Source organism: Clostridium sp. AM46-21, assembly GCF_003480025.1.
GTDB lineage: Bacteria > Bacillota > Clostridia > Lachnospirales > Lachnospiraceae > Coprococcus > Coprococcus ammoniilyticus.
Genome location: NZ_QUIB01000017.1, coordinates 1 through 26314, shown reverse-complemented (window position 1 = coordinate 26314; position 26314 = coordinate 1). Strand labels below are relative to the sequence as shown.

At 41.1% G+C, this 26314-nt stretch carries 24 protein-coding genes, 6 tRNA genes, 1 rRNA gene and 2 pseudogenes; 5 read left to right on the top strand and 28 right to left on the bottom strand.

Annotation, left to right across the window (positions count from 1 at the left end; all coding sequences use genetic code 11):
- Positions 1-37: 37 nt before the first annotated feature.
- Positions 38-1474 carry an ABC transporter substrate-binding protein gene (locus tag DW959_RS11600; protein WP_117823275.1) on the bottom strand — a complete coding sequence of 479 codons (1437 nt, stop codon included), beginning with the start codon at positions 1472-1474 and terminating at the stop codon, positions 38-40.
- Positions 1475-2137: 663 nt separating this feature from the next.
- Between DW959_RS11600 and DW959_RS11595 the strand changes: the two genes are divergently transcribed.
- Positions 2138-3145, top strand: coding sequence for a hypothetical protein (locus tag DW959_RS11595; RefSeq protein ID WP_118484648.1), 1008 nt, complete (start codon positions 2138-2140; stop codon positions 3143-3145).
- 269 nt (positions 3146-3414) lie between these two features.
- Here the strand turns inward: DW959_RS11595 and DW959_RS11585 are convergent, their stop codons facing one another.
- The 3 genes and pseudogenes from DW959_RS11585 to DW959_RS11575 all read right to left on the bottom strand — a co-directional run bounded on the left by DW959_RS11585 (position 3415) and on the right by DW959_RS11575 (position 6420).
- Positions 3415-4398 (bottom strand): CPBP family intramembrane glutamic endopeptidase, encoded by a 984-nt coding sequence (locus tag DW959_RS11585; RefSeq protein ID WP_173784124.1) that lies wholly within the window; start codon positions 4396-4398, stop codon positions 3415-3417.
- Between the two features lie 36 nt (positions 4399-4434).
- A pseudogene (locus tag DW959_RS11580) lies at positions 4435-6065 on the bottom strand (ATP-binding cassette domain-containing protein).
- 166 nt (positions 6066-6231) lie between these two features.
- A complete protein-coding gene (locus DW959_RS11575; protein ID WP_021943509.1) occupies positions 6232-6420 on the bottom strand; it encodes a hypothetical protein in 189 nt (62 codons plus the stop codon).
- Between the two features lie 269 nt (positions 6421-6689).
- Here DW959_RS11575 and DW959_RS11570 point away from each other — a divergent pair, with 269 nt between their 5' ends.
- Both DW959_RS11570 and DW959_RS11565 read left to right on the top strand, forming a co-directional pair.
- Positions 6690-7982: a hemolysin family protein gene (locus DW959_RS11570; protein ID WP_117823269.1), complete on the top strand. Its 1293-nt coding sequence runs from the start codon at positions 6690-6692 to the stop codon at positions 7980-7982.
- Between the two features lie 237 nt (positions 7983-8219).
- The gene (locus DW959_RS11565; RefSeq protein ID WP_226801120.1) at positions 8220-8987 is read left to right on the top strand and encodes a DUF1836 domain-containing protein; all 768 of its coding nucleotides are present in this window, start codon (positions 8220-8222) and stop codon (positions 8985-8987) included.
- 235 nt (positions 8988-9222) lie between these two features.
- Here the strand turns inward: DW959_RS11565 and DW959_RS11560 are convergent, their stop codons facing one another.
- The 4 genes from DW959_RS11560 to DW959_RS11545 all read right to left on the bottom strand — a co-directional run bounded on the left by DW959_RS11560 (position 9223) and on the right by DW959_RS11545 (position 12219).
- Positions 9223-10245, bottom strand: a complete 1023-nt coding sequence (locus DW959_RS11560) for a glycosyl hydrolase 53 family protein (RefSeq protein ID WP_117823267.1) — start codon at positions 10243-10245, stop codon at positions 9223-9225.
- A gap of 144 nt (positions 10246-10389) precedes the next feature.
- Positions 10390-10776 (bottom strand): beta-galactosidase, encoded by a 387-nt coding sequence (locus DW959_RS14670; RefSeq protein ID WP_226801121.1) that lies wholly within the window; start codon positions 10774-10776, stop codon positions 10390-10392.
- A gap of 119 nt (positions 10777-10895) precedes the next feature.
- Positions 10896-11027 (bottom strand): hypothetical protein, encoded by a 132-nt coding sequence (locus DW959_RS14895; protein ID WP_264293250.1) that lies wholly within the window; start codon positions 11025-11027, stop codon positions 10896-10898.
- Positions 11028-11214: 187 nt separating this feature from the next.
- Positions 11215-12219, bottom strand: a complete 1005-nt coding sequence (locus tag DW959_RS11545; RefSeq protein ID WP_117823265.1) for a LacI family DNA-binding transcriptional regulator — start codon at positions 12217-12219, stop codon at positions 11215-11217.
- Positions 12220-12486: 267 nt separating this feature from the next.
- Here DW959_RS11545 and DW959_RS11540 point away from each other — a divergent pair, with 267 nt between their 5' ends.
- A complete protein-coding gene (locus DW959_RS11540; protein ID WP_117808778.1) occupies positions 12487-13767 on the top strand; it encodes a galactokinase family protein in 1281 nt (426 codons plus the stop codon).
- A gap of 194 nt (positions 13768-13961) precedes the next feature.
- Positions 13962-15449 carry a UDP-glucose--hexose-1-phosphate uridylyltransferase gene (galT, locus tag DW959_RS11535; RefSeq protein WP_117808779.1) on the top strand — a complete coding sequence of 496 codons (1488 nt, stop codon included), beginning with the start codon at positions 13962-13964 and terminating at the stop codon, positions 15447-15449.
- Between the two features lie 383 nt (positions 15450-15832).
- Here galT and DW959_RS11530 read toward each other — a convergent pair whose 3' ends face one another.
- The 20 genes and pseudogenes from DW959_RS11530 to DW959_RS11440 form a co-directional block, all read right to left on the bottom strand.
- Complete coding sequence (locus tag DW959_RS11530) at positions 15833-16144, bottom strand: YerC/YecD family TrpR-related protein (RefSeq protein ID WP_008401229.1); 312 nt, start codon at positions 16142-16144, stop codon at positions 15833-15835.
- A gap of 102 nt (positions 16145-16246) precedes the next feature.
- Positions 16247-16615 carry an alpha-amylase domain-containing protein gene (locus DW959_RS14665; protein ID WP_243023391.1) on the bottom strand — a complete coding sequence of 123 codons (369 nt, stop codon included), beginning with the start codon at positions 16613-16615 and terminating at the stop codon, positions 16247-16249.
- The gene (locus DW959_RS11525; protein WP_243023390.1) at positions 16608-17711 is read right to left on the bottom strand and encodes an alpha-amylase; all 1104 of its coding nucleotides are present in this window, start codon (positions 17709-17711) and stop codon (positions 16608-16610) included. The genes DW959_RS14665 and DW959_RS11525 overlap by 8 nt, the downstream gene beginning before the upstream one ends.
- A gap of 41 nt (positions 17712-17752) precedes the next feature.
- Entirely contained in the window at positions 17753-18970 is a 1218-nt protein-coding gene (locus DW959_RS11520) for an LL-diaminopimelate aminotransferase (RefSeq protein ID WP_008401227.1), read from the bottom strand.
- 11 nt (positions 18971-18981) lie between these two features.
- Positions 18982-19818, bottom strand: a complete 837-nt coding sequence (gene dapF, locus DW959_RS11515) for a diaminopimelate epimerase (protein WP_117823261.1) — start codon at positions 19816-19818, stop codon at positions 18982-18984.
- Positions 19819-19830: 12 nt separating this feature from the next.
- A complete protein-coding gene (locus tag DW959_RS11510) occupies positions 19831-20382 on the bottom strand; it encodes an ANTAR domain-containing protein (RefSeq protein WP_021943521.1) in 552 nt (183 codons plus the stop codon).
- A gap of 150 nt (positions 20383-20532) precedes the next feature.
- Positions 20533-21863: pseudogene (glnA, locus tag DW959_RS11505) on the bottom strand (type I glutamate--ammonia ligase).
- A 219-nt stretch (positions 21864-22082) separates the two neighbouring features.
- A complete protein-coding gene (locus DW959_RS11500) occupies positions 22083-22895 on the bottom strand; it encodes an ABC transporter permease (RefSeq protein ID WP_117823259.1) in 813 nt (270 codons plus the stop codon).
- Between the two features lie 175 nt (positions 22896-23070).
- Positions 23071-23781, bottom strand: a complete 711-nt coding sequence (locus tag DW959_RS11495; protein ID WP_117823257.1) for an ATP-binding cassette domain-containing protein — start codon at positions 23779-23781, stop codon at positions 23071-23073.
- 307 nt (positions 23782-24088) lie between these two features.
- On the bottom strand, positions 24089-24352 hold the full coding sequence (rpsR, locus tag DW959_RS11490) for a 30S ribosomal protein S18 (protein ID WP_008401221.1): 264 nt from the start codon (positions 24350-24352) through the stop codon (positions 24089-24091).
- Between the two features lie 17 nt (positions 24353-24369).
- Positions 24370-24810, bottom strand: a complete 441-nt coding sequence (locus DW959_RS11485; protein ID WP_008401219.1) for a single-stranded DNA-binding protein — start codon at positions 24808-24810, stop codon at positions 24370-24372.
- A 15-nt stretch (positions 24811-24825) separates the two neighbouring features.
- On the bottom strand, positions 24826-25116 hold the full coding sequence (gene rpsF / locus DW959_RS11480; RefSeq protein ID WP_008401218.1) for a 30S ribosomal protein S6: 291 nt from the start codon (positions 25114-25116) through the stop codon (positions 24826-24828).
- Between the two features lie 153 nt (positions 25117-25269).
- Positions 25270-25446: a DUF951 domain-containing protein gene (locus tag DW959_RS11475; protein ID WP_117823255.1), complete on the bottom strand. Its 177-nt coding sequence runs from the start codon at positions 25444-25446 to the stop codon at positions 25270-25272.
- Positions 25447-25551: 105 nt separating this feature from the next.
- Positions 25552-25624 (bottom strand) — tRNA-Phe (locus DW959_RS11470).
- 14 nt (positions 25625-25638) lie between these two features.
- A tRNA-Met gene (locus DW959_RS11465) sits at positions 25639-25712 on the bottom strand.
- 18 nt (positions 25713-25730) lie between these two features.
- Positions 25731-25812 (bottom strand) — tRNA-Tyr (locus DW959_RS11460).
- A 21-nt stretch (positions 25813-25833) separates the two neighbouring features.
- Positions 25834-25906 (bottom strand) — tRNA-Thr (locus DW959_RS11455).
- 13 nt (positions 25907-25919) lie between these two features.
- Positions 25920-25991: transfer RNA gene (locus tag DW959_RS11450), tRNA-Glu, on the bottom strand.
- A 12-nt stretch (positions 25992-26003) separates the two neighbouring features.
- Positions 26004-26074: transfer RNA gene (locus DW959_RS11445), tRNA-Asn, on the bottom strand.
- Between the two features lie 152 nt (positions 26075-26226).
- Positions 26227-26314: ribosomal RNA gene (locus DW959_RS11440) — 23S ribosomal RNA — on the bottom strand; the annotation flags it as partial.

Below are 26314 nucleotides of genomic sequence, written 5' to 3'. Positions count from 1 at the left end.
TGCGTGCAAATTGTGTTACTTAATCAGTTTTTAGGGATTATTCAGCTGAAATACCTAATTCTGATGCACACTTATCCTGGATATACTTAACAGCTTCATCAACTGATTTGTATGTTCCTGAATTGTATGCTGTAGAAGCTTCATCAATAAATGCCTTGATTGAAGCATCCTGGTATGTTAAGTTGCTGAGGTTAATACCTTCTGCTGATGCTGCCCATACTTCGATAGGATTCTGGCCACCAAGGAATTTAGCTGCTGCATTGTCAGCGCTAAGTTCGCCAGCGATAAGTCTAGCATTAGCTTCTTTGTTGTTTACACAGTCACCTGTCTGGTTTGTAATTTCAACACCTACGTCTGGATCACATGTTAATTCGTAAAGAAGGAATGCAGCTAACTCAGGGTTATTTGTATCCTTACCTACACATACATATGTACCGCCCCAGTGATAAGATGTAGGGCCTGTAACAGCTCCCCAGTTACCATCTGTAGCACCATTACCCTGCATTGAACCAATGAACCAAGGACATCCGAAGTAGCAGAATACCTTAGAATCATCCTTCATATCTGCTGCCCATGAATTATCCCACATAGATGTGTTGTTTGAATATTCACCATCGTAAATCTTCTTAGCTGTCTCAAGATACTCTGTAACTGACTTGTCAAGTGTAAGAGTTTCCTTTGAACCGTCATCTGTTACCCAAGGCTGTGACTGAGTATCCCAGATAGCATACTTAACATCAGGAGCACCAGACACGATCTTGTATCCAGCAGCCTTTAATGTCTCAGCTGTCTCGAAGAACTTATCCCATGAAGCAAGTGCTTCCTGAACCTTTGCAGGATCATCTGTTCCAAGAACTTTCTTAGCGATGTCTCTTCTGTAGTATACAGAACCTGCTGTTGCCTGCCATGTTACGCACTTAAGCTCGCCGTCTGTTGTACCATACTGCTTAGCGAAGTCGTATGAGTTAGCAAGCATCTCATCTGTGAAACCTAAGTCATACAGATTAGCTGTCTTTGAATCATCTTCTGACCAGTACTTAGCTACATCGTTATCAGCTGGGATAAGTGTAGGATACTTGTCTCCGCTTGTAAGAGCTGTATCAATAGCTGTCTTGTAGTCATCTGATGTTCCACCAAGACCAAGTGTTACGAACTCAACGTAATCCTTGTACTCTGGGAACTTGTCAAGAACAACGTTCAGCTTCTTTGAGAAATCTTCATCCCATGAATAAGCGTAGATCTTCTTGCTGTCATCCCATCCATCTGTACTAGGAGCTTCGATCTTAGCTGCTCCTGAAGCGTCCTCTGATGATGCTTCTTCTGATGATGCATCCTCTGATGATGCTGCCTCTGATGTTGCTTCTGATGATTTTGACTCTGTTGTTGAGTTATCTGTCTTGTCACCACAAGCAACAAGTGATAATCCCATAGCAAGTGCTAATGAAAGAGCCAATGCTTTTTTGATTTTTCTCACAAAAAAACCCTCCTTTTAAAATATGTGTGCTATTCCTTTCATTCATACTTCTGCGGATTGACATCTGCATCTGTATTATTTACTGGAATGCCTGCCACTTATTATACACAATCTGATTGACTTATCATTGGCACAATATGTCAAACATGATTATGTATGTGGCTTTCTTAAGATATTATTGACAAATTTCCTTGTCAACATAGGCTTATTATAGGACATATTATCTAATTTGGCAAGCCCTTTTTTATTCTTTTTTATCTTTTTTGTACATTTTTAAATTTTCGTTAAAAAAAATTTACCAATTTGCGACACTGCTTATTTATACTATTTCCACAATTTTAGCTCAATTGACATACAATTTAAATCTTTATCTTTCCGTTGTCTCATTTTTCGCGTAGTTGCAGTTCTCTTTCTGTATAACTCCATCTATATATAATGTGCATTGCGGATTCGTTAAAATGTATACGTTTTTACCACAACGCATATCGCTAATTCTGTTTTTTTCAAGGTACACGTCTTTATGACCTGCTAAATACATATTCTTTATATTTCATTTCTTATATTTTCATTCTTTTTTCATACTCTTTACCACGCCTGCTTCTTTTTATCCATTTCCATCTGTGTTATACTTATCATTATTATATAAGTAGAAAAGGAAACACTATGAGCAACAGCAAAAAGAAAAAGAAGAAAAACAACCATACCTCCGCAACTTCCAATGTACAGGCAAAAAAGCAGACTGCTGTGCAAACAGCAAAACCGGCTAAGGCACAAAATATCGAAACTAAACAGGAAACTGTCAATACTCAGGCTGCCGTCGAAAAGAAGGAACCGGTAAAGGTACAGACTATCGAAAACAAACAGGAGCCGCCGCACGAGTTCAAAGATCCACGCAAGGTTCCACCAAAGGAAGATCTTAAGATTGAGGACAAACTGGAATTTGCAACCATGTCCCGTAAGGAGCGTCGGGCAGCAAAAAGAAAACGATTAAAGGAAACGACCGAAGGAATGACCTTGGTGCAGAAGTTACAATACTTTTTATATGCGTATAAGATGGAGATCCTGCTACCGCTGATCGTGATCATCGCAATCAGCCTGATCGTAGTTGCATTCTTCCGCGGCAACAAACCGATTGCACTCTCCTATGCGGTTGTAAACTGTGAAGATCTGGAAGCACTTGATACCTCTGTCATAGAAGCTGATTATTGGAACTACTATGGTTTTGATGACAATTATCAATTTCAGAAAGTTCTGGATCTGAAGTATGATCCAAGCATTAGCACCAACGAAGCATCCAAAGATGCCGAAAGCGGAAACTACATTGCATTTCCTACTCTCTGTGATGAAAACTACTACGATATTATCATCACAAATAAACGGGGACTGGAATACTTAAGTGAAAGTTCGATCATTCATACACTGGGTGAAGCATTGCCTTCCGATCTGTATGATATTTTCACCGCTGATTACAACGACCAGATCACAACTTCTCCTGCTTACACAGGAAAGAGTGCTCCATATGCAATTAACATCAGCGATACCGACTTCGCAAAGAAACTGAATCCGGGATACAACGATGTCTACATCTGTTTTCCCGGCGTATCCGAGGACAACCAGAAGCGTGTCAAGCAGATCTGTAACTTCATCTTCGATCTCGGATTGGAGCTATAAATAATACCTATATAGAAGAAGATCACACAGGACTGTCTCTGAAGTGATCCAAATATAAATATACCCACTATAAATGACTTGCTGCGGTTTCTGCTCGCAACACATGCCTGATTCGTAAATACTTCTGTGCTAACTCGCCTTCGGCTCAGACAAGCACCCGTATTTACTGGCAATGTGTTGCTTGCGACGAAATCCTCGCAAACGTCATGTTATAGTGGGTATATTCATATAACGGATTCACTCCGAAGACAACCCTGTGTGATCTTCTTCTATCCAGCTATATTCTGTTTTGTTTCTTTTCTATTATAGTAAAGCATTCCGAGGACTAAGACTGCTGCCATCACGACAGTTGCCACGATGCTGCCCTCCATGCCGAATTTACCGCCCGTCAGGAATATATTTTCCGGTTTGATTTCAGAGGAAAGAACAGCACTTCCTACGTTGGTTCCGCTGACAGAGATTCCATAAAAGGTTCCCTGCACAAAATTCCACATGCTGTGGTAGCCCGCTGCACCCCAGATGTCATTTGTTTTTATCACATACAGTGACAGGAATATTCCGATCAGCAGCAGGTTGAGGAATGCCAGAATCGTAAGTCCCGGATTCAACATATGGCAGAATGCAAATGCCAGTGAATTCACAAGAACAGCTTTTACTGCCGAGCTTCGTTTCATCAGGCTTATCATAAAATATCCTCGGAATGCGATCTCCTCACTGAAGCCCTGTACCAAAAATCCGATAAAATACAAAAGCACGATCAGCAGATTGCAGTTCTGATTCCATCCCTTAATATTTATAAATCCAAGAGCAGCACCTGCAAGTACGCAAAGAGAAAAGGATACCGCGCCAATAAGCAAGCCCTGTACATAATGCTTTGCTCCATCTTTCTTAACAAGTCCCATAGAATAATAGGAACGCTTTTCTATCTTATTACAATAGATCAGAACAGAAATGATCAGGATCAGTGTACAGAATAATGTAAGTATATACATTCCGTCTGTCATATTGGTTGCCAGTTCCATCATATCCGAAAAAGATGAATCTCCGTTTAAGAACAGTCGCTGCAGTTGGTCAAACATTTCCATATCTGACAGGAACAGGTACATTTCATATATTGCAGGAATCAAACCTGCAATAAAGCTTCCGACCAGGAATACCAGGATAAACCGCCATATTTCCTTGCCAAACGAATAAATCTTTCCTTCTTCGCCTGCCCGCTTTGCAATCTCAGGCTTTTCTAATCTCATCTTCATATGAAACATCCCCTGTCTGCCATCTTAATCTCTGTCTTAATCTTCTCCATCAACATCCATGTTCATGATCTGACGTTTTCTTGCAAGCTCATCATTTGCCAGATATTCATCATATGTTGTCTGCTTATCGATCAGACCTGTATTGGTAAGTTCGATAATACGGTTTGCTGTTGTCTGTACGAACTGATGATCCTGTGACGAGAACAGAATAACACCAGGGAACTTGATCAGTCCATTATTCAATGCTGTAATAGATTCCATATCCAGATGGTTTGTAGGCTCATCTAAGATCAGGCAGTTTGGAGCCATGATCATTAGTTTGGATAACATGCAACGAACCTTTTCTCCACCGGACAGAACCTTTACTTTCTTGACACCATCGTCACCGGCAAATAACATTCTTCCAAGGAAGCCTCGTACATAAGTTGCATCCTTTTCTTCCGAATACTGTGTCAGCCAATCTACGATGATCAGGTCATTATCGAATTCCTTTGTATTGTCCTTCGGAAAATAGCCCTGTGAAGTTGTAACCCCCCACTTAAAACTTCCCTCATCCGGCTTTTCTTCTCCTGCAAGAATCTTGAACAGCATTGTCGTTGCCTTTGTATTTGGTCCGACAAATGCAATCTTATCATCATGTCCTACTGTGAATGATACATCATCTAACAGTTTCTCGCCCTCTACCGTCTTTGAGATATGTGATACAGTCAATACTTCATTTCCAATCTCTCTCTTTGGACGGAAATCAATATATGGGTATTTACGGCTGGATGGCTTGATATCATCCAGTTCGATCTTTTCCAGTGCTCTCTTTCTGGAAGTTGCCTGCTTGGACTTGGAAGCATTTGCCGAGAATCTCTGAATGAATTCCTGTAATTCCTTGATCTTCTCTTCCTTCTTCTTATTCGCTTCTTTCATCTGCTTGATCATCAACTGACTGGACTCATACCAGAAATCATAGTTACCGGCATATAACTGGATCTTTGCATAATCGATATCGGCGATCTGAGTACATACCTTATTCAAGAAATAACGGTCATGGGATACCACGATAACGGTATTCTCAAAGTTGATCAGGAATTCCTCCAACCATGCAATCGCATCCATATCCAGGTGGTTCGTAGGCTCATCGAGAAGGAGAACGTCGGGATTGCCAAATAACGCCTGCGCAAGCAGTGCCTTAACCTCAGTCCACCATCCAGATCTTTCATCATCATATAATGATATTCTGTGTCTACACCCAGACCATTTAACAAGGTCTCCGCATCGGATTCTGCTTCCCATCCGTTCATATCCGCGAATTCACCCTCAAGTTCAGAAGCACGGATACCATCTTCATCTGTAAAATCTTCTTTTGCATAGATCGCATCTTTTTCTTTCATAATCTCATACAGACGCTTGTTTCCCATGATAACAGTATCGAGTACTGTGTATTCATCGAACTTGTAATGATCCTGCTGTAATACAGACAGACGCTCACCCTCATCCATTGTGACATCGCCCTTTGATGGTTCGATCTCTCCTGAAAGGATCTTCAAAAAGGTTGATTTACCGGCTCCGTTTGCTCCGATCAGTCCGTAGCAGTTACCCGGTACAAATTTAATATTTACATCTTCAAATAAAGCTTTCTTTCCAAATCTTAATGTTACGTTATTTGCACTTATCATCGATACACATACCTTTCCATTTTTCTAATCTAAAAGTATATCAATTAGTTGAATATGTGTCAATTATGAAAAGAACGTATGTGCCTGAAAAAGCCGGAAAAGGCTCATTTTCTAAGTCTTTTCCGGCTGACCGATCAGGGGTGAACCCTTCAGTTCTGTTTTCCTGTTATTTCAGATTCTTTACAATCGGATCATAAAGATCTAATTTACAATGTTCGTCCTTGCTGAAATGGGAACAGTTTAAGCAGCTCTTTTCACCATCCGCTTTGTTGGTCATGCTGTTGCAATGGCATGTCTTTTCATAAGCACTACAACGTTCTGCTACCTCATGATAGGTTTCTGTTGAACTTCTCATCGTTCTTACCTCCTTGACATTTGTCAGTCTTTCTCGCAGATTTCATAGATCCGGTCATGCACCAACAACATCAGGCAATGATATCTGCATAACTGTCTATTATCATCTACATGCATTAGTATCTGCATCTTCTCCGTCATTTATTCCGAACATTACCGGATAGTGTAATGTTTATGTAAAACCATCATTTCTTAGCCATTCTGTTCTTGACAAGATTTCCGCTATTCTGTACAATCAAAAGCAAAAATATTTTTAGGAGATGATCTTTTTTGCACCCCAGTACAATTATCCAGTTATTTACAATTATTCTATTGATCCTGTTGTCGGCATTCTTTTCTTCTGCCGAAACAGCTCTTACAACTGTCAATAAATTCACTCTGCGTTCAATGGCTGACAATGGGAACAAACGTGCTGCCAGAGTTCTTAAACTGATCTCTAACAGTGACAAACTGATCAGCACAATATTAATAGGTAATAACATCGTGAATATTTCAGCTTCCGCTCTTGCAACAACACTTACCACTAATTTATTTGGAAGCAAGGCAGTCGGAATCGCAACAGGAATCCTCACCCTTTTGATCCTGTTATTTGGTGAGATCACGCCGAAAACGCTTGCCCAAAATAACAGTGTTAAAATGTCAATACTTTATGTGGACGTCGTACGGTTTCTGGTATATATCTTTACCCCATTTGTGTTCATCATCAACAAGATCTCTCATGTTATTTTCTGGATCTTACGAATGGATACAAACGGAAGCGCCAAATCCATCACCGAAGACGAGCTGATCACTATGGTAAATGTCAGCGAGGAAGAAGGTGTTATTGAGAACAAAGAAAAGGAAATGATCACAAATGTAGTGGACTTCGGAGATTCCCGTGTACGTGATATTATGATTCCCCGTGCCGATGTGACCATGGTTCCTGTTACTGCTTCTTATGATGAACTGCTGAAGCAATATATGGAGGTTCCTTACACCAGACTTCCTGTTTATAAGGATTCCCGTGATAATGTCATCGGTATTCTGCATGTAAAAGATTTATTTTTTTATAAAGCAACTCATGATATCAACAATTTTGATGTTGCAAAGATCATTCGTGAACCACTCTATGTGTATGAATTTCAGAAGACAAATGATCTTCTGACTAATATGAAATCCAGTTCTAACTCCATCGGTATCGTTCTGGATGAATACGGTGTCAGCGTCGGTCTGATCTCCATGGAGGATCTGATTGAAGAGATCATCGGTGATATCAAGGATGAATACGATGATGCAGAACATAATAATATCGTAAAAATAGATGATACACACTACAGCATCGATGGTGGCATCAAGCTCGATGACTTAAATGATGCTCTGGATCTGGATATTGAATCCGAAGATTACGATTCCATCGGTGGCTATATCATTCAGTTATTAGATCACCTTCCTTCGGTCGGTGATACTGCATCCGACGGAGCAATCTCCTGTAAAGTCACAAAACTGGATAAAAAACGTGTATCCAGAGTTCTTCTTGAAATCCTGCCACAGCCGGATACCGACAATGATGACGGCAACGCATAATGAAGTCTTGTCTTATATGACTTTTACCTGTACTAAAATGCCGGTATCGTGCAGGTATACAGATTCCAATATAATTCGTAATTTATAAAAATTCTGGCAAAACGCTTGTGTTGTGGTTTTTATTCCTATATAATAGAATACTAAGGTTATAAAGTCCTGTATTTCATATCATTTACATGAAAACAGGACTTTCCTATAGAATTCATACAGATTTGGTTACGTTTGGGAGAGATTCTAATGAATAAAAATATTACTCGCAGAAAAAAATTATTACAGATCGCAACTTCTCTAAGTTACATTGATCCGGATGATATACCCGAGATTGATCTATATATGGATCAGCTAACAACCTTTATGGAGGATAAGCTGAACGCTAATAAGCGAAGCGAAGAAGACAAGACCATGACGAAGACCATGATCAACAATTATACGAAAAACAACCTTCTCCCGCCCCCTGACAAGAAGCGTTACTCCAAGGATCATCTGATCATGCTGTTGTATATTTACTACCTCAAGAACTTTGTAAGTATCACTGATATCCAGACACTTCTTGCCCCGATGAATAACAACGACTGCTATAACGGCGAGTCCCCGGTCAATATCGAAGAGGTCTACCGCAAATTATTCAATTATGAGATTGATAACTATAACGATATTATCAAGAGCATTTTATCTACCTATGATAAGGCATCCGATATGTATGATCCGGAAACAGACGCTTATCTTCATGATATGTGTATGGTATCTATGTTGTCCGTCGATGTCTATGTTAAGAAGAAATGTATCGAGCATCTGATTGATGATATGCATTCCGTTCAGGAACAAACATTGAAGCAGAATGCACAGAAAGCAAAAACTGCCGAGAAAATAAAGAGCACCGAGAAAGTTACCGTAACCGGCAAGGCAAAAACTGCCGAAAAGATTACTGCAAACAGCAAAACGAAAGCTGTGGAAAATACCAAAGCAAACAGAACAACGACCGGCAGTAAAAATAGTGGACGCTAAAGACAGCACCAAAGAATAAAAGCACGAACCCACCAGCAAATAGATCCTATGCACTATATAAATACCGCTTTTCGGAAACAGACATTTCTGTTCCGAAATAACAAAAGGCTGAATGTCTTGCACAAAAATGTACAGAGCATTCAGCCTTTTATTATATTTAAATCCACAACAGAGATCTTGAATTTTCCATACCTGTCATATCAGTTTTCTTGCCACTGCGTAATTGATATTTTTTTCATTTACAGTTTAGTCTGTTAAAATCACGGATCACAGCAAGGGCAGGCAGGGCATTTCCATCATAATCGAATAAGGCCTGATTCGCCCACTCATTTCCTCCCGGTCCTTTTTCTCCGGTATATGCAAGTGCTGCTTCTGTCGCCCAACCACATCCCGGAACCGGAATCCATGAAGGCTCCCAGTAATAGAAGCCTTCTCCACTCGGAATATCTGCGATCAGTTTCAAAAAGTCTTTCATAAATGAAGCCTGTCCTTCCTTTGTCATCGAATAATTCAGCTTCTCTACAAGCTCCGGCTTTGTCGCCATTCCTTTTAACTGATCCAGCGGTTTACCCTCGCGATCGCGATAATCTTCCATCGTGCCGTGCCAGAACGGATAATAAGACAAGCCTATAATGTCAAATGGTTCTGCTCGCTTTGTAAATTCGTCGAACCACTCCACATACATCTCATTAAAGCCACCATTGTCCAGATGGATCATGATCGGAATATCCGCCTGAATCTCTCTCACTGCACGGATTCCTGCATTCAGATACTTTGCGATCCGGTCAAACTCCGGTTTCTTACCGCCTGGCCAGAGCAGACCATTTGTCAGCTCATTTGCAACCTGTACCATTTCCGGAAGCAGGCCTTTGTCTTTTAGTGTCTGCATGACTTCTTTTGTATACTGATATACCGCTGCCTCCAATTCGTCCTCGTTCATACCCTGCCATGCTTTTAGTGTCGTCTGTTTTCCCGGATCCGCCCAGAAATCACTGTAATGAAGATCCAGCAGATATCCAATTTGATATTTTTTTGCACGTCCGGCAAGAATAATCACTTTATTCAAATCGTTGGTCCCTGCGCCATATGGGGTACCATCCGGCGCATATGGATCATTCCAGAGTCTTAATCTCACAGAATTTGTACCATATGCTTTCAAAATAGCAAATAAATCCTGTTCTACACCATTATCATAATACCTCGCACCACAGGTTTCTTCCTCCAGCAGGGTGGAAATATCCATTCCTTTTATAAACATAACATCCTCCTTTTAATACAGCTTCTGCCTATATATCTTTCAAAAATCAACTTCATACTTCCGCAGCCTGCTTTTACAGTTTTTTATCTGCCGTCCTGCGTTTATTAGGCATCTTTTACGGAGCAGTACTGATGATCTTTTAATTTATATTTTCCCTTTTATAATCATCACATTTTTTGCATCAACAGAGATTTTTCCGTTTACAACCTGTCCACTCAGAAGTTCTGTCACATTCAGAAGTTCTGCCGCCACATCGCCCTCATTGATATAAAAGGCATAACGGTGTGTATCCGTATAACGCTCATGATATTCCACGTTCTCAGGCAGTTCCTTTATCCGGATTCCTGCATTTGTAATCAGCTCTTTGATCAGTTCTGTCATCTTCCGATAATCAAGTCCGTCATAGAGCTGCATAAAATTCGTTGTAACCGGGCGATCCGGAGTCAGCTTCTTCACCAGATCAATCTCAAATTCCATATAATCATTCATATTCCATGTCGTGAATCTCTTCCATTCCAGATTTAAGCCCATAATACTGTACTCGCCATTTTCATAACTTCTACCTCTTATCTTTCTTTTATATTCAGCGCGGATGCGCCACCCTACAAACTTTAATTATATTTATCCAAAGAAAAAAATTCTCTCGTAGCTTACATATAGCACCATATAGATCCATCTTTAACCCTTATAAAACATGCTTTTTTCTTCTGGTCATGATTCCAGCTCACAATCTCATCATCATCGATAGTTACTGTTATTCCTTTGTTCATTACAAATTCCATAAAAACCCACCTTTCTCTACCCCCTATTATTTTACTAATCCTTTTTATAGCGGAGCGCATCGACCTTTGACACGCTCCAAGAAAAAGGATGGGAACTCATGCGTTGAGAGGGGGGGAAAAACAACGCATAAAAAAAGTAAGTACAACACACAATTCATGTGTTGCACTTACTTTACAACGAATAATTTTATTTTTCTGTGTATTCCATACAGGATTCCCTGACGATCAGATTACAAGGAATCTCCGCCTTTAACGGAGTACGGATACTAAGGTTTGATGCAGCATAGATCAGATTAGCACCATGCTGTCCCATATCATATGCCGGAGCATTTACGGTTGTAAGTGCAGGAACTGTATACTCACTAAGCTCTGTGTTATTAAAGCCAACAAGCGATATATCCTCCGGCACTTCCATATCCGCTTCCTTGAATGCCTTTAATGCTCCTACTGCAAGAGCATCACTGGCTGCAAAGATTGCACTTGGACGTTCGTCAGCTTCTGCTATTACTTTCCCCATCTCATAACCAGAGAATGTATTGAAGCTTCCCTCATACAAATATTTCTCATACGGGAGTTTTTTCTCCTTCATATATGCAATGTATTCTTCTAGTCTCGGATCTACCAGAAGCTCATGATCGCCCACAAACTCTTTACCACCCATGAAACCGATCTTACGATGTCCCAGATGATACAGATAGTCAAGTGCATCCCGTACTGCCTGTTTGAAGTCCATTGTCAGGGATGTAATGTTGTAGTTCTCAACCTTCATATCCAGAAATACAATATTACTGCATATCTCTATAAATGATTTTACTTCCTCATGCGCAAACTTACCCAGACAGATAATTCCATCACAACCACGCAGCATGTCCAGGTAGTTGCTGTCATTCCGAAATACCCGAACCAGTTCAATCGACTGGCTGATACAGAAATCCTCGATTCCCTTTCTTGCGGACAGATAATAACTATCCTTCATCTCATCCTCTGCGGAAAACCAGAGTACAAGACCAAGTTGGAATGACTTCTTCAATCTGGCTGACTTTTTCTTTGTATAGTGTAGCTCTTTTGCTGTCCGAAGGACTCTTTCCTTAGTCTCCGGTAAAACATTTAATGTCGGATCATCGTTCAAAATTCTTGAAACTGTAGCCGGTGACACATTTGCCCGTCTCGCAATATCCTTGATTGTCGTCATAATGTACCTCTTTACTCCATATTTATTGGATAAATTTACTATATTTTTACTAACTTAGTGTAACAGATTTCTTTTTATTTTTCAATTACTTTTTCAGTAAATCTTTACTAAAGTGTGGTTGACATTTTACTAAACATATGTTATCCTGTCACTATAAAGAACAAACAGACTTAGGAAAACAGGCACATCTGTACAAGTAAACACACATTTACGCATCGTACAGGTGTAAGCACATTAATTATCATGTATGATCAGGAGGACAAACATATGAAACATGCATCTGAATTAATAAAAGACTTTGAATCAGAACAGTACAATGAATTATTAACCGATATCTATGTCGATGAGCATCTGCTCGCTTATCAGAATGGCAGATATATCGCTGCTCTTCAGGAATTCATCAAAGATTTCGGAGACACAGAGGTATCTATCTTCTCCGCTCCGGGTAGAAGTGAAGTAGGCGGAAATCATACTGATCATCAGCATGGTCAGGTACTTGCCGCATCTATCAATCTAGATGCGATTGCCATCGTTGCAAAGACTTCCGATGATAAGATCCAGGTTATCTCAGACGGATATGATCTCATTACAATCGACGCATCCGACCTTTCTCTTGTAGAAAGTGAAAAAGAAACAACAACGGCTCTGATCAAGGGTGTTGCTGCCGGATTAAAGGAACACGGACACGCTGTCGGCGGCTTCAAAGCATATATCACCAGTGATGTACTGATTGGTGCCGGCCTTTCATCTTCTGCAGCATTCGAAACAATCATCGGAACCATCTTGTCGGGACTTTATAATAATGGTTCCGTATCTGCAATCGAGATCGCGATCATCGGCCAGTATGCAGAAAATGTATACTTCGGAAAACCTTGCGGCCTGATGGATCAGATGGCATCTTCCGTCGGAAATCTTGTACATATCGACTTTGCAGATCCAGCCGATCCTATTGTTGAAAAGATCGACTTTGATATGGCAAAGAGCGGTTACAGTCTCTGTATCACTGATACAAAGGGCTCTCATGTAGATCTGACTGCTGACTATGCTGCAGTTCCTGCCGAGATGTGTGCCGTTGCGGAGATGCTTGGCAAACCGGTATTAAACGAATTAAGCGAACAGGATATTATCGACCACATGGCTGACATCCGCACCAAACTCGGCGACCGTTACCTGCTTCGTGCCCTTCACTATTTTGAAGAAGTAAAACGGGTAGAAATTCAGGTTGCTTCCCTGACAAAGGGTGATATGCCTGCATTCCTTGCAGCGGTTAAAGCATCCGGTGATTCTTCTTTCAAGTATTTGCAGAACGTATATACGAATAAAGATATTCAGGCTCAGAATGTATCTGTTGCTCTGGCTGTCAGTGATATCACACTTGGAAGTCACGGAGTCAGCCGTGTTCACGGCGGTGGATTTGCCGGAACTATTCAGGCATTTGTAGAAAACGATACTGTTGAGACGTATCGCCAGGCTATGGATCACGTATTTGGCGGAGGCTCCTGCCATGTACTGAAGATCCGTAAATACGGCGGTATGCAGGTACTGTAAAACAGACGACATGATATAATGAATGCAAAATTATTTGCTCGCAAGGATGCTGATTTTGCGGAATGCATTGAGTGAGCTATGCTCACGATATAATGAACGCAAAATCACTTGCTTGCAAGGGGGCTGATTTTGCGGAATGCATTGAATGTGCGAAGCACATGATATAATAACAAATTTTATGGGAGGTTATGACTATGATAGAAACATATATCAAAGAATTGGTTACTTATGGTTTAAACAAAGGACTTGTAGATCCTGCAGACGAAATATATGTTACAAACCGTCTGCTAGAGTTATTCGACATTCAGGAATACAACGAACCGGCTGAGATTCCATCCCGTCCGCTCGTTGATATCTTAAACGATATGTTAGATTATGCATACCGGCACAAGCTGATGGAGGATGACACGATCACAAACCGTGATCTTTTCGATACAAAGATTATGGGTATGCTCACTCCTGCTCCATCTGTTGTACGGAAAATATTTGCTGATAAATATGCCGTATCCCCAAAGGAAGCAACGGATTATTATTATGCTTTCAGTAAGGCTACAAACTATATTCGTGAAGATCGTATCGCAAAGGATGAAAAATGGGTTACGGAAACGGAATACGGTCCGATCGATATTACGATCAACCTGTCCAAGCCGGAGAAAGACCCAAGAGATATCGCGAAAGCAGGAAAGGCAAAGAAATCCGGTTATCCAGCCTGTCTGCTCTGCCGTGAAAACGAAGGTTATGCCGGACATTTCTCACATCCTGCCAGACAGAACCACAGGATCATGCCTATTACCTTAGATGGACAGGCATATTACTTACAGTACTCCCCTTATGTGTACTACAACGAGCACTGTATTATCTTTAATGCAAACCACACACCAATGAAGATTGACCACGCTGCGTTTGTAAAGCTACTTGATTTTGTCCGGTTGTTCCCTCACTATACAGCCGGCTCCAACGCAGATCTTCCGATCGTTGGCGGTTCCATTTTAAGCCATGACCATTTTCAGGGTGGCGGCTATACATTTGCAATGGCAAAGGCTCCATATGAATCAAACTTTACTTTACCTGGTTACGAAGACCTGACAGCCGGTATCGTCAAATGGCCTATGTCTGTTATCCGTCTTCAAGGTTCTGATCCTGCACGTATCGCAGATGCAGCAGATCACATCCTGACAGCATGGAGAAATTACACAGACGAAGCTGCATATATCTACGCTTACACAGACGATACTCCACATAACACGATTACTCCGATCGCAAGAATGCATGGAGATCTGTTCGAACTGGATCTGGTACTTCGTAACAACATCACAACCGAAGAATGTCCGATGGGGCTCTACCACCCACACAGCCAGTATCATCATATTAAGAAGGAAAATATCGGTCTGATCGAGGTCATGGGTCTGGCTGTTCTTCCTGCAAGATTAAAAGGTGAAATGTCAGAGCTTGAGGATGCAATCTTAAATCACAAGGACATCCGCGCAAATGAAGCTATCGAAAAACATGCAGACTGGGTTGATGAATGGATTGGAAATTATGACATTACTCCGGAAAATATCCATGGAATCATCCAGAACGAGATCGGCAAGGTATTCTCAAAAGTTCTGGAATGCTCCGGTGTATACAAAAATACCACCGAAGGCAGAGAAGCCTTCATGCGCTTTGTAAATACCCTTTAATCCCCGCTTCGCTTCCTAATACCAAATATATAGGGGATTTTCTCCCCGCATGGTCGGGCAGACTGATGTCTGTCCGACCAATTTTATGTCTGCACAGGCACTATGGCAAACAGAGTACTGTGCAAATGACATCAAGCGAAGATTTCGTAATAAATTGCATATATCAGCAAATATGGGGGCTTGTTTGAGCCGTCAGGCGAGTTAGCACAGGAATATTTGCGAATCAGATATATGCAGTTTATAGAAATTGAAGCGAGTCATTTGCACAGTACTCTGTTTGCCGCAGTGCCTGCGCAGACATAGGTTGGTTGTAGGACAAACAAAATCCTCCGGAAACGGATCGTCTTGATCCATTCCCGGAGGATTTCCTGTTTTATATGTTGTTATTCTGAATCTTTCTTTTCTTTATCCAGATTCATTCTGCTGAATACAAGTTCATAACCATCTTTACCATAATTAAGAGATCTGTTCACTCTGCTGATTGTTGCTGTCGATGCACCGGTCTTCTCGGCAACTTCCAGATAAGTATTATCTTCCTTTAACATCTTCGCAACCGCAAATCTCTGGGCTATGGACAGCAATTCATTTACCGTACAAACATCTTCAAAGAAATTAAAACATTCCTCCTCTGTCTCCAATGTCAGTATTGCTTCAAACAGATCACGGACTGCTTCTGTATGTACTGTCTTTCCCATAACTCATACTCCTTTGCCACTTTTATGCTGTGAAAATCCGGATCATCCTCAGACTTTCATGCACTTTTACAATCTAAAGTATTAATATGATAACTCAATTTCTTATAATTTGCAATCTTTTTTAATCCAGATTGCAAGTCCCTGACGGTTTACATAGAATTCGCCGCAGCCTTCTTCATCGATACGGATATCATACTTTGCATTTCCCATTACATCTGCGAAATGACAGCCTGCAAACTGTCTTCCGACATACATGCGCTTTGTTCCGCCGGTTCCATCTGACATAATAACTGCCAGACCGGAATTCTCATGCTCTGCATCTCCTTCTCTGGTAAAGCCGACAACATCCGGATGATCAAAGTAGTCATGCTGTGTTCCGTATGCATATTTCTTACGAAGCTTTAACAGTTTGTTCATGATTGTCTTTCTGGACTTGATCTTAGCCGCAGGAATGCCTTCATAATCACCCATGAACATACATGGATATCCCTGTTCTCTTAATAAAATGATCGCATATGCCAGTGGTTAACCACTCTGCTACAGCAGATTCCAGCACACCGCCCGGCTGTGATTCATGATTCTCTACAAATGTAACTGCCTTTGCAGGATTACTCATCATCATGGAGCCATCCAGTAACCGGCTCAGATCATATTCTCCCTCTGCAACGGATGCATCATGGAAACTGAAATGCAGCGGCACATCAAACATAGATGGCTGATTGTCCGCAGACGCGATGTAATCATTGATATAGTCACATCTCCAGTGCCAGAAGTCACCTACCGTAAAGATCTCTTTTTCTTCTTCTCCGGCATTCGAAGCAGCTTCTGCAAAGTCTCTGATGAACCATCCCGGAATCTTCTCTGCTTCCTGGAAACGGAATCCGTCCACTCCGGTCACATCCTCATACCACTTCGCCCATGCCATTAATTCATCATATACTTCCTGATTGTACAGATCCAGCTCACTGCCTATGATATAATCATATTTGCTGAGCTTGTATTTCTTCTCTGCTTCCGTCTCTGTCATACCAGACAGTTCGCAGACACGCCTCTTAAAATCATCCTGCTGCCAGTCAATCCCTGCAAAATGATTCCAGTTCCATTTGAACTTGGAATACTTGCTCTTTCTGCCCGGGAAGGTGAACTTCGACAAGGCTCCAACTATCTTTTTATTACCGATCATCTGCGGAATATCCTTGGCATTAAAATCTGCTGCCGTAACCTTCTCCACAGAATCTGCGCCTAACTTCTGTCTGACTGCGATATCTGCATATACATTGATTCCCTGCGCCTTCATTGCATCGATTGCTTCCAGATATTCTTTCTTTGTACCATATCTGGTTCCAACCGAACCCTTCTGATTAAATTCACCCAGATCATACAGATCATATGGCGCATAGCCCCTGTCATCTTTTCCCGCTGCCCCTTTGGTTGCAGGTGGAAACCATACAGCAGTTGCACCGAGCTTTTTCAATGTCGCTGCATCCTTTACCGCTTTCGCCCATAATGTCTGATCAGCCGGTGTATTTGCATTAAAATACTGCACCAGCAGTCCATTATCTTTCATCTTGCTACCTCCACGATTATATAGTTAATTGCACCCCGCTATTATAACGCTTTAATTCTCTCGATTGCTTCTACTGTATTCTCATATGTACCAAATGCTGTCAGTCTGAAATATCCTTCACCACTCGGTCCAAAGCCTGAGCCCGGTGTACCTACGACATTTGCATTTGCAAGCAGATAATCAAAGAACTCCCATGAAGTCATCTTATCCGGTGTCTTTAACCAGATATATGGTGCATTCACACCGCCGGATACGGAATAGCCTGCTGCCTTTAATCCATCATAGATCACCTTCGCATTGTTCATATAATATGCAATCTGTGCCTTTGTCTGTGCTTTACCTTCTTCTGAATATACAGCTTCTCCTGCTGCCTGAACAATATATGGAGCACCATTAAACTTGGTTCCATGTCTTCTAGCCCATAAACCATGAAGTGCAACACCATTTGCATCCTTCAGATCCTTTGGTACAACTGTAAATCCAAGACGGGTTCCGGTAAATCCTGCATTCTTCGAAAAGCTTCGAAGCTCGATCGCACAGGTTCTTGCACCTTCGCACTCGTAGATAGAATGTGGTACATCGTCTTCACTGATATATGCTTCGTATGCTGCATCATAGATGATCACAGCTCCGATCTTATTTGCGTAGTCAACCCATTCCTGAAGCTGTGCTTTGCTGATGGTCGCTCCTGTCGGATTATTTGGGAAACACAGATAGATAATGTCCGGCTCCTCCTTTGGGAATTCCGGTGCAAATCCATTCTCCTCCAGACAAGGCATATAGATCACATCGCTCCAGAGTCCGGTCTCTTTATCATAAGTTCCGGTTCTGCCTGCCATTACATTTGAATCTACATAAACAGGATAAACAGGATCACATACAGCAATCTTGCTTTCCGGTGCAAAAATCTCCTGAATATTTGCAGAATCGCTCTTTGCACCATCACTTACAAAGATCTCATCAGCAGAAATATCAACTCCATGGTCAATATAGTCATTCTTTACGATGGTATTTCTTAAGAATTCATATCCAAGATCCGGTGCATAGCCCTTAAATGTCTCTGCTACCGCCATCTCATCTACAGCCGAATGCAGTCTCTCAATAATAGCAGGCGCAAGCGGCTGTGTTACATCTCCGATGCTCAGACGGATAATCTTCTTATCAGGATGTGCCGCACTGTACTCTCTCTGTTTCTTTGCTACTGTTGAAAATAAATAGCTTCCCGGAAGCTTCAGATAATTCTCATTTGCCTTAAACATGTCATTTCCTCCTAAAATCTGTCAGTCTCGCCGTCAAACACTACCTTGGCCGGACCTGTCATGTATACCTTATTGTTCTCTCTATCAAAACGGATGATCAGATCGCCGCCTAATAATTTTACGGTTACCTCATCATCTGTCTTTCCATTTAATACACATGCAACTGCAGTTGCACATGCTCCGGTTCCGCATGCCAGTGTCTCTCCGGTTCCTCTCTCCCATACACGCATCTTTACGGTATGACGGTCGATCACCTGAACAAACTCCGCATTCACACGGTTCGGAAATACTTCATGATGCTCGAATAACGGACCAGCTTTCTCCAACGGGAAATGTTCTGTATCGTCTACGAACATAACTGCATGTGGATTTCCCATGGATACACAGGTCATATGATAATCCACACCTGCTACTGTGATCTTCTCGTCGATCACCTGCTCTTTATCTGAACGCACAGGCACCTGATCTGCCTTGAGGATCGGCGCACCCATGTCAACTGTTACCATATCAACCTTGCCGTCCTTTATCACAAAATCCAGATATTTGATTCCGGCAAGTGTCTCTACAGATATCGAAGTCTTATCCGTAAGTCCATAATCATATACATACTTTCCTACACAACGGATACCGTTTCCACACATCTCAGATCTGGAACCGTCTGCATTATACATATCCATTGTAAAATCTGCTTTATCGGATGGCTTAATCAGGATCACTCCATCACTTCCAACACCAAAATGCCGGTCACTCATGGCAATCGCCAGTTTCTCAGGATTTTCTACCTTCTCTGAAAAACAATTTATGTACACATAATCGTTTCCAAGACCTTCCATCTTTGTAAACTTCATATTCGTGCCTCCTTAAAACAGTGCTGTATGTTCCAATATCATATATGCCATTTCAACAATATTGATACCATTATCCATGCTCTTTTTCTGCAGATACCGATGAGCGCCCTGCTCATCAAATCCATTGTCATTCATTAATTTCAGCTTTGCAGCCTTAATTACCTTTTTTTCATCTTCTGTGCGTTCCTTTGGTTTCGTCTTGCGTTTTTTACGCTCCCACAGAATATTTTCAACCGTCAGTGAAACAGTATTGATAAAATCCTGTGTACGAAGTGGCATCGGCAGGCATGTAATCCCACTTTCTCTACACGCCTCGTAATGCACACGAGATGCAATCACAAGCATATCAAAATAATCCGGTATATTTGCCGCCAGCTCCGAAAATAACATATCCGGATACTGGTATCCGCATATAATAAGACCATCATCACACGCATCTGCTGCCTGTGCTGCCTGTGCTCCGGTCGTACATACCTGAGTTACATTGATCCCATGTCGAACCAAAAGATTTTTTATGCTTTTTGCTTCTTCTATCTTTGCAAATAGTACAATTACATTTACCAAAACAACAACCTCTCACCCGACCAGTTTCAGTTCCTTATATTTTCATGGAACAAATTGATTCTATAATATAGCAACACAGGCACCCATAAAATGGGTGTCTGTATTACTCCTTGTTCTTCTTCGGTTTTACTTAAACATACCGGCTTCTGATCAGACTTTGTAAAGGTAATTGCTGATCTCCCAGTCAGTGACCTGTCTGGTATATTCGTTCCACTCATCTAATTTTGCTGATGTGTAACGTGTAAAGATATGCTCACCAAGTGCTTCCTTCATGAAGTCACTGTCTCTCATACATAAAACAGCTTCTCTTAAGTTTGCCGGAAGGCTCTCGATGTGTCTTGCTTTCTTTTCTTCTCTTGTTAATTCAAAGATATTGCTGTCAACACTTGGTACAAGCGGAAGCTGTCTCTTGATTCCGTCTAATCCGGCTTTTAAGCATACAGCCATTGCCAGATATGGATTTGCTGTTGGATCCGGGCAACGAAGCTCTACTCTCGTTCCTGCTCCTCTTGCACTTGGGATACGAACCAATGGGCTTCTGTTTTTTGCTGACCATGCAATATAAATCGGTGCTTCATAACCAGGAACCAGTCTCTTATAAGAGTTTACTAATGGGTTTGTGATTGCTGTCATCTCTCTCATATGTTCCATGATACCTGCAATGAAGTAATATGCTTCCTGGCTTAAACCAAGCTTATCATTATCATCTGCAAATATATTTTTGCCATCCTTTGACAAGGACATATTCATATGCATACCGGAACCACATACGCCATACTTTGGTTTTGGCATAAATGTAGCACACAAACCATGCTTCTTGGCAATTGTCTTAACAACGAGCTTAAATGTCTCGATGCTGTCGGCAGTCTTTAATGCCTCGCCATACTTGAAATCTATCTCATGCTGTGCAGGAGCAACCTCATGGTGGGAAGCTCAATCTCAAATCCCATCTGTTCCAGTGTCAGTACCATATCTCTTCTGGCATTCTCACCGAAATCAAGTGGTCCAAGATCAAAATAGCTTGCACGCTCGTAAGTATTCGTTGTTGGTAATCCATTCTCATCTGTCTGGAACAAGAAGAACTCACATTCAGGACCTACGTTCATCATGTAACCCATATCAGCAGCTTCCTTCAATGCCTTCTTCAGAACATATCTTGGATCACCTTCAAATGGAGTGCCATCCGGCTTATAAACATCACAGATCAGTCTGGCAACCTTACCCTGCTGTGGTCTCCAAGGGAAAGTCTCATATGTATCATAATCTGGATAGAGATACATATCGGATTCCTCGATTCTTGCAAATCCTTCAATAGAAGAACCATCAAACATAATCTTGTTATCCAGTGCTTTTTCAATCTGACTTGAAGTTATAGCAACATTCTTAAGGTCTCCAAAAATATCTGTAAACTGAAGTCTGATAAACTCTACATCATCTTCTTTTACCATCCTTAAGATATCTGCTTTCGTGTACTTACCCATAATATACTCCTTTTCATTACTTAATGTTGATATAATGCAGCGTCTGGTTATATAAAAGTATTCCACTGTTGCATTCTTTCCTGTGGACAGACTCCATCCACATTAAAGTTCTTAATAATCATAAACGCATCCCTTTATTTTGTCAACGAAAACCACACTTTATCATAAGGCTTACCGGTCAAATATCTTCACATAGCCGGCAGCGTTCATTTTCTGTTTTTATCTTTTTTTCTTTGTAAATACAGTATTGCCAATAAACACCGCAAGCCCGCCATAGCCGACCGCTTCTATCAATCCTGTTATAGTTTCCCGCACAGTTGTATCTGTATGATCGATATAGGCAAACTGTTCGATTGCGGATAAGAGCCAGTACTTGCGGAAAAACACATCTCCATCAGCAAGAATCTGATCCAGACCTGTTATCACTGTTGAGAATAAAAGTACAATAATGAGATTCACCGCAACTGCCATTCCTGCATTTTTTACATTCATCGCAACTGCCATATAGATATAGGAAGAAACTACATACATAACAAGCATTAAAAGAAACACTCGGATAAATCCTGTCACATCCTCGCGTTCGATTGTTCCATGCCAGAATATCGCCCCGGCAATCAACGATACAGCTACATATAAAAGATAACCGATGCCTGCTATCACCGTTGTCGCATACAATTTAGCCATATAAATCTGACGTGTCTGATACCCGCGTTCCAGCATCAGCGAATAGACACCATTCCGTTTCTCTGCCCCGATCATGATCGTGGTCACAATTGCATACAAGATAGAGAGAATCTGCATCAGTGAAACAGCGATTCCTGCACAGTCAAACAGATTTATGTCTGTAAATGCATCCACATCCGTATCATATCCACCCGCTGCTTCCATCAGCTCTCCAGATATCATATGTGTTGCAGCATAAAACAATGCAAATCCAACTAATACCATTCCAATGATCACAATGCATGCAATACGAAATGTCTTATTCTTCCTGATTCTGTAATTCTCTGCACGAATGATCTGATTCATCATTTGTTTCCTGCCTTTCCGTCTTACCTGTTATTTTCTGTACAGCATATTATTTTAATCTACTAGCCCTGTTGATTTCTCTAATGTATTCTGGTCCTGTCTTTTCTCCTGTTTATTATTCTGATCTGCTATATTTGTTTTATAATTTTACTTGATATTCTACACTCATGCTATATGTTTACGTTGTTTTTTGGAATCGTGTAATAATATAATCCTCAACTGCTTCCTCGCTGCCTGCCTGCTGAAGCAGTTCTTCTCTTGTATATTCCATACAGATCCTGCCATGATCCATAATCAGATACCGATTGCAAAGTTTTACCAATTCACCGATCACATGACTGCTGATCAATATTCCGATTGACCGATCCTCATGCATTGCCCACAGACGTTCTTCCAGATCCTGCATTCCCTGTACATCCAGACCATTTAACGGCTCATCTAAGATCAAAAGTCTCGGATCACCGAGCATTGCAACCGCTATGCCAAGTCTCTGTTTCATTCCAAGTGAATACCTGCCAGCCAATTTCTTTCCAGCTTCTGCAAGCCCCATCTGGTGCAGCAGGCTCTCATATACTGCTTCATCCTCTACCCCAAATAATCTGCCAAAATATCGAAGATTCTCGATTCCAGACATATCAGTATATATATTTGGATTCTCGATCAGCGTTCCTACGTCCTGCGTTCTTCGTTCTCCTAAAAAACTGATTTCTCCCGAATCAACCGGAATACTTCCTGCAATTGCCCTCATCAATGTCGTTTTACCTGCTCCATTGCCGCCCAATAACCCAATGACATCCCCTGTCCAGATAGACAATGATACATCATCCAATACTGTACGTTCCTTATATTTTTTTGTAACATGATCTATCTGTACGATCTTCTCTGCCATAAAGGTCTCCTTGCATTCTTTTTTTGTGCTAATCCTTTTTTCATATTGCTAATTATCCATTTATTCTTCATCTAACAATATAACTATACCTTCTATATTTAATAATATCTTTAATCAAAATTTTATCCCAGATGATTCAGGACGTCAATATTGCATTAAATAAGTCAAATGTTGTTTTTCATATAAACACGAAATCTGCATTTGGCTTATTAACATAAACATAAAAAGGATGATTGTGAATCACTTCACAACCATCCTTCATTTTCAGATTGTATGCACACCCTACGGTGTAACCAATGAATATAGATTAATCTACTACGTATGGTAAAATTGCAATCTGTCTTGCTCTCTTAACTGCTACAGTTAAAGCTCTCTGATGCTTAGCACAGTTACCGGTAATTCTTCTAGGAAGGATCTTACCTCTTTCAGAGATGTATCTCTTTAACTTGTTTGCATCTTTATAATCGATAACAGCAGTCTTATCTGCACAGAATACACATACTTTCTTTCTTCTACGAATATTTCTTCTCTTCATTGGAGCGTCTGCTCTATCTGTCTTTGTATAAGCCATTGTATTTACCTCCTTCTTTACTTGAATGGTAAATCATCCTCTATACCTTCCGGAATACTCATAAAACCTTCTGCACTTGCATTTGCAGGTGAAGGTCTGCCAGCTGGCTGATAACTTCCGCCATCTGATGAAGAACTTCCTTTGCTTTCAGCAAATTCCTGGTCTTCGATAACAACATCTGTTGTATATACTTTGTTTCCATCTTTATTGGTATAACTGCCTGTCTGGATTCTTCCAGTAGCCACGATCTTTGTACCCTGTTTCAGATACTTTTCAGCAAATTCTGCTGAACGGCCAAAAGCAACACAGTTAATAAAATCTGCGGTCTGATCACCATTTCTGTTAAAACGTCTATCTACAGCGAGAGTGTATCTGGCAATTGCCATCTGATCATTCCCCTGAGAATATCTGATCTCTGGATCTCTTGTTAAACGACCCATTAAAATTACTTTATTCATACGGAATTCCTCCTATTACTCAGCGTCTAAACGAACGCAAAGATATCTGAGAACAGGCTCCATGATACGAACATTAGCTTCAAGCTGTGCTGGTACATCAGCTTCTGCATCGAACTGAATGAAGTAATAGTAAGCTTCGCCCATCTTCTGGATTTCATAAGCAAGCTTCTTGAGTCCGCAGTCTTCAACATTAGTGATAGTTGCATTAGCTTTCTCGATGTAAGCCTTTACTTTCTCAACTGCTGCTGTTCTAGCATCCTCATCAATCTTTGCATTAACTACTAAAGTTAACTCATACTTGTTCATGTAATTGCACCTCCTTATGGTCTCTGGCCCATATATGATATATGAGCAAGGAAATATATGATTATTAACACATCACAGAACAAAATAATATCATAAAGGTTCCCATGTTGCAAGGATTTTTTTATTATTTCAATACTTTTTTCTATTTTATTGCTATTCTATAAAACCTTTAAAATTCTTTTCAACTAATTTTCTCGGTACCATCACCTGATGATTGCACCCTTTACATTTCAAACGAAAATCCATACCAACGCGAAGGATCTCCCATTCATTTGCACCACATGGATGCGGCTTCTTCATCTTAATTACCTGACCAACATTAAACTCCATACTGCACACTCCTTATTTATCAACACCTGAATCTGATTTTCTCTCAGTCTTTTTACAGATAAAAGAAAAAGCTGAAATCGTTATGATTTCAGCTTTTCAAAGTCGTGCCCAAAGCTGGAATCGAACCAGCGACACGAGGATTTTCAGTCCTCTGCTCTACCAACTGAGCTATCTGGGCATATTACATAATAGTAGCGGGGACAGGATTTGAACCTATGACCTTCGGGTTATGAGCCCGACGAGCTTCCAGACTGCTCCACCCCGCGATATAAATAAAAAAGAAATGGGCGGAGGTGGATTCGAACCACCGAAGCATTACGCAGCAGATTTACAGTCTGTCCCCTTTGGCCACTCGGGAATCCACCCATTTTTTGCTTTTCAGCAAAAAGCCGATGATCGGACTCGAACCGATAACCTGCTGATTACAAATCAGCTGCTCTGCCAATTGAGCCACATCGGCATATTAAATTAAATGACCCCAACGAGATTCGAACTCGTGTTACCGCCGTGAAAGGGCGATGTCTTAACCGCTTGACCATGGGGCCTTATAAGATTAGCTCCCCGAGTAGGCTCGAACCTACAACCCCTCGGTTAACAGCCGAGTGCTCTACCATTGAGCTATCGAGGAATAACACCTGGTATACCACGGCGTACTCATCAAGCCTAACACAGATTCAGGTTGATGTCAATACTTTTTATTTCATGTACCTTCAGAATTTCATACAGAAAGTCTTACGACTTCATTCTCTCCAATCTCTTCCGCTTATCTTTCGAACCTCTCAGGATAAGTCTTCGACCTATTAGTATCTGTCAGCTGAATGCGTTACCGCACTTACACCTCAGACCTATCAACCTCGTAGTCTTCAAG

Coding starts and splice junctions, on each gene's coding strand:
- rpsR (WP_008401221.1), bottom strand. CDS start 24,352: ATGGCTTATACAAAGACAGATAGAGCAGACGCTCCAATGAAGAGAAGA.
- DW959_RS11540 (WP_117808778.1), top strand. CDS start 12,487: ATGAAACATGCATCTGAATTAATAAAAGACTTTGAATCAGAACAGTAC.
- DW959_RS11575 (WP_021943509.1), bottom strand. CDS start 6,420: ATGAGAAGTTCAACAGAAACCTATCATGAGGTAGCAGAACGTTGTAGT.
- DW959_RS11530 (WP_008401229.1), bottom strand. CDS start 16,144: ATGGGAAAGACAGTACATACAGAAGCAGTCCGTGATCTGTTTGAAGCA.
- DW959_RS11485 (WP_008401219.1), bottom strand. CDS start 24,810: ATGAATAAAGTAATTTTAATGGGTCGTTTAACAAGAGATCCAGAGATC.
- DW959_RS11475 (WP_117823255.1), bottom strand. CDS start 25,446: ATGGAGTTTAATGTTGGTCAGGTAATTAAGATGAAGAAGCCGCATCCA.
- DW959_RS14895 (WP_264293250.1), bottom strand. CDS start 11,027: ATGGAATTTGTAATGAACAAAGGAATAACAGTAACTATCGATGATGAT.
- rpsF (WP_008401218.1), bottom strand. CDS start 25,116: ATGAACAAGTATGAGTTAACTTTAGTAGTTAATGCAAAGATTGATGAG.
- DW959_RS11525 (WP_243023390.1), bottom strand. CDS start 17,711: ATGAAAGATAATGGACTGCTGGTGCAGTATTTTAATGCAAATACACCG.
- DW959_RS11545 (WP_117823265.1), bottom strand. CDS start 12,219: ATGACGACAATCAAGGATATTGCGAGACGGGCAAATGTGTCACCGGCT.
- DW959_RS11495 (WP_117823257.1), bottom strand. CDS start 23,781: ATGGCAGAGAAGATCGTACAGATAGATCATGTTACAAAAAAATATAAG.
- DW959_RS11520 (WP_008401227.1), bottom strand. CDS start 18,970: ATGTTTAAGGCAAATGAGAATTATCTGAAGCTTCCGGGAAGCTATTTA.
- DW959_RS11560 (WP_117823267.1), bottom strand. CDS start 10,245: ATGTTTATAAAAGGAATGGATATTTCCACCCTGCTGGAGGAAGAAACC.
- DW959_RS11565 (WP_226801120.1), top strand. CDS start 8,220: ATGAATAAAAATATTACTCGCAGAAAAAAATTATTACAGATCGCAACT.
- DW959_RS14670 (WP_226801121.1), bottom strand. CDS start 10,776: ATGGGCTTAAATCTGGAATGGAAGAGATTCACGACATGGAATATGAAT.
- DW959_RS11585 (WP_173784124.1), bottom strand. CDS start 4,398: ATGAAGATGAGATTAGAAAAGCCTGAGATTGCAAAGCGGGCAGGCGAA.
- DW959_RS11500 (WP_117823259.1), bottom strand. CDS start 22,895: ATGATGAATCAGATCATTCGTGCAGAGAATTACAGAATCAGGAAGAAT.
- galT (WP_117808779.1), top strand. CDS start 13,962: ATGATAGAAACATATATCAAAGAATTGGTTACTTATGGTTTAAACAAA.
- DW959_RS14665 (WP_243023391.1), bottom strand. CDS start 16,615: ATGGGTGATTATGAAGGCATTCCTGCGGCTAAGATCAAGTCCAGAAAG.
- DW959_RS11595 (WP_118484648.1), top strand. CDS start 2,138: ATGAGCAACAGCAAAAAGAAAAAGAAGAAAAACAACCATACCTCCGCA.
- dapF (WP_117823261.1), bottom strand. CDS start 19,818: ATGAAGTTTACAAAGATGGAAGGTCTTGGAAACGATTATGTGTACATA.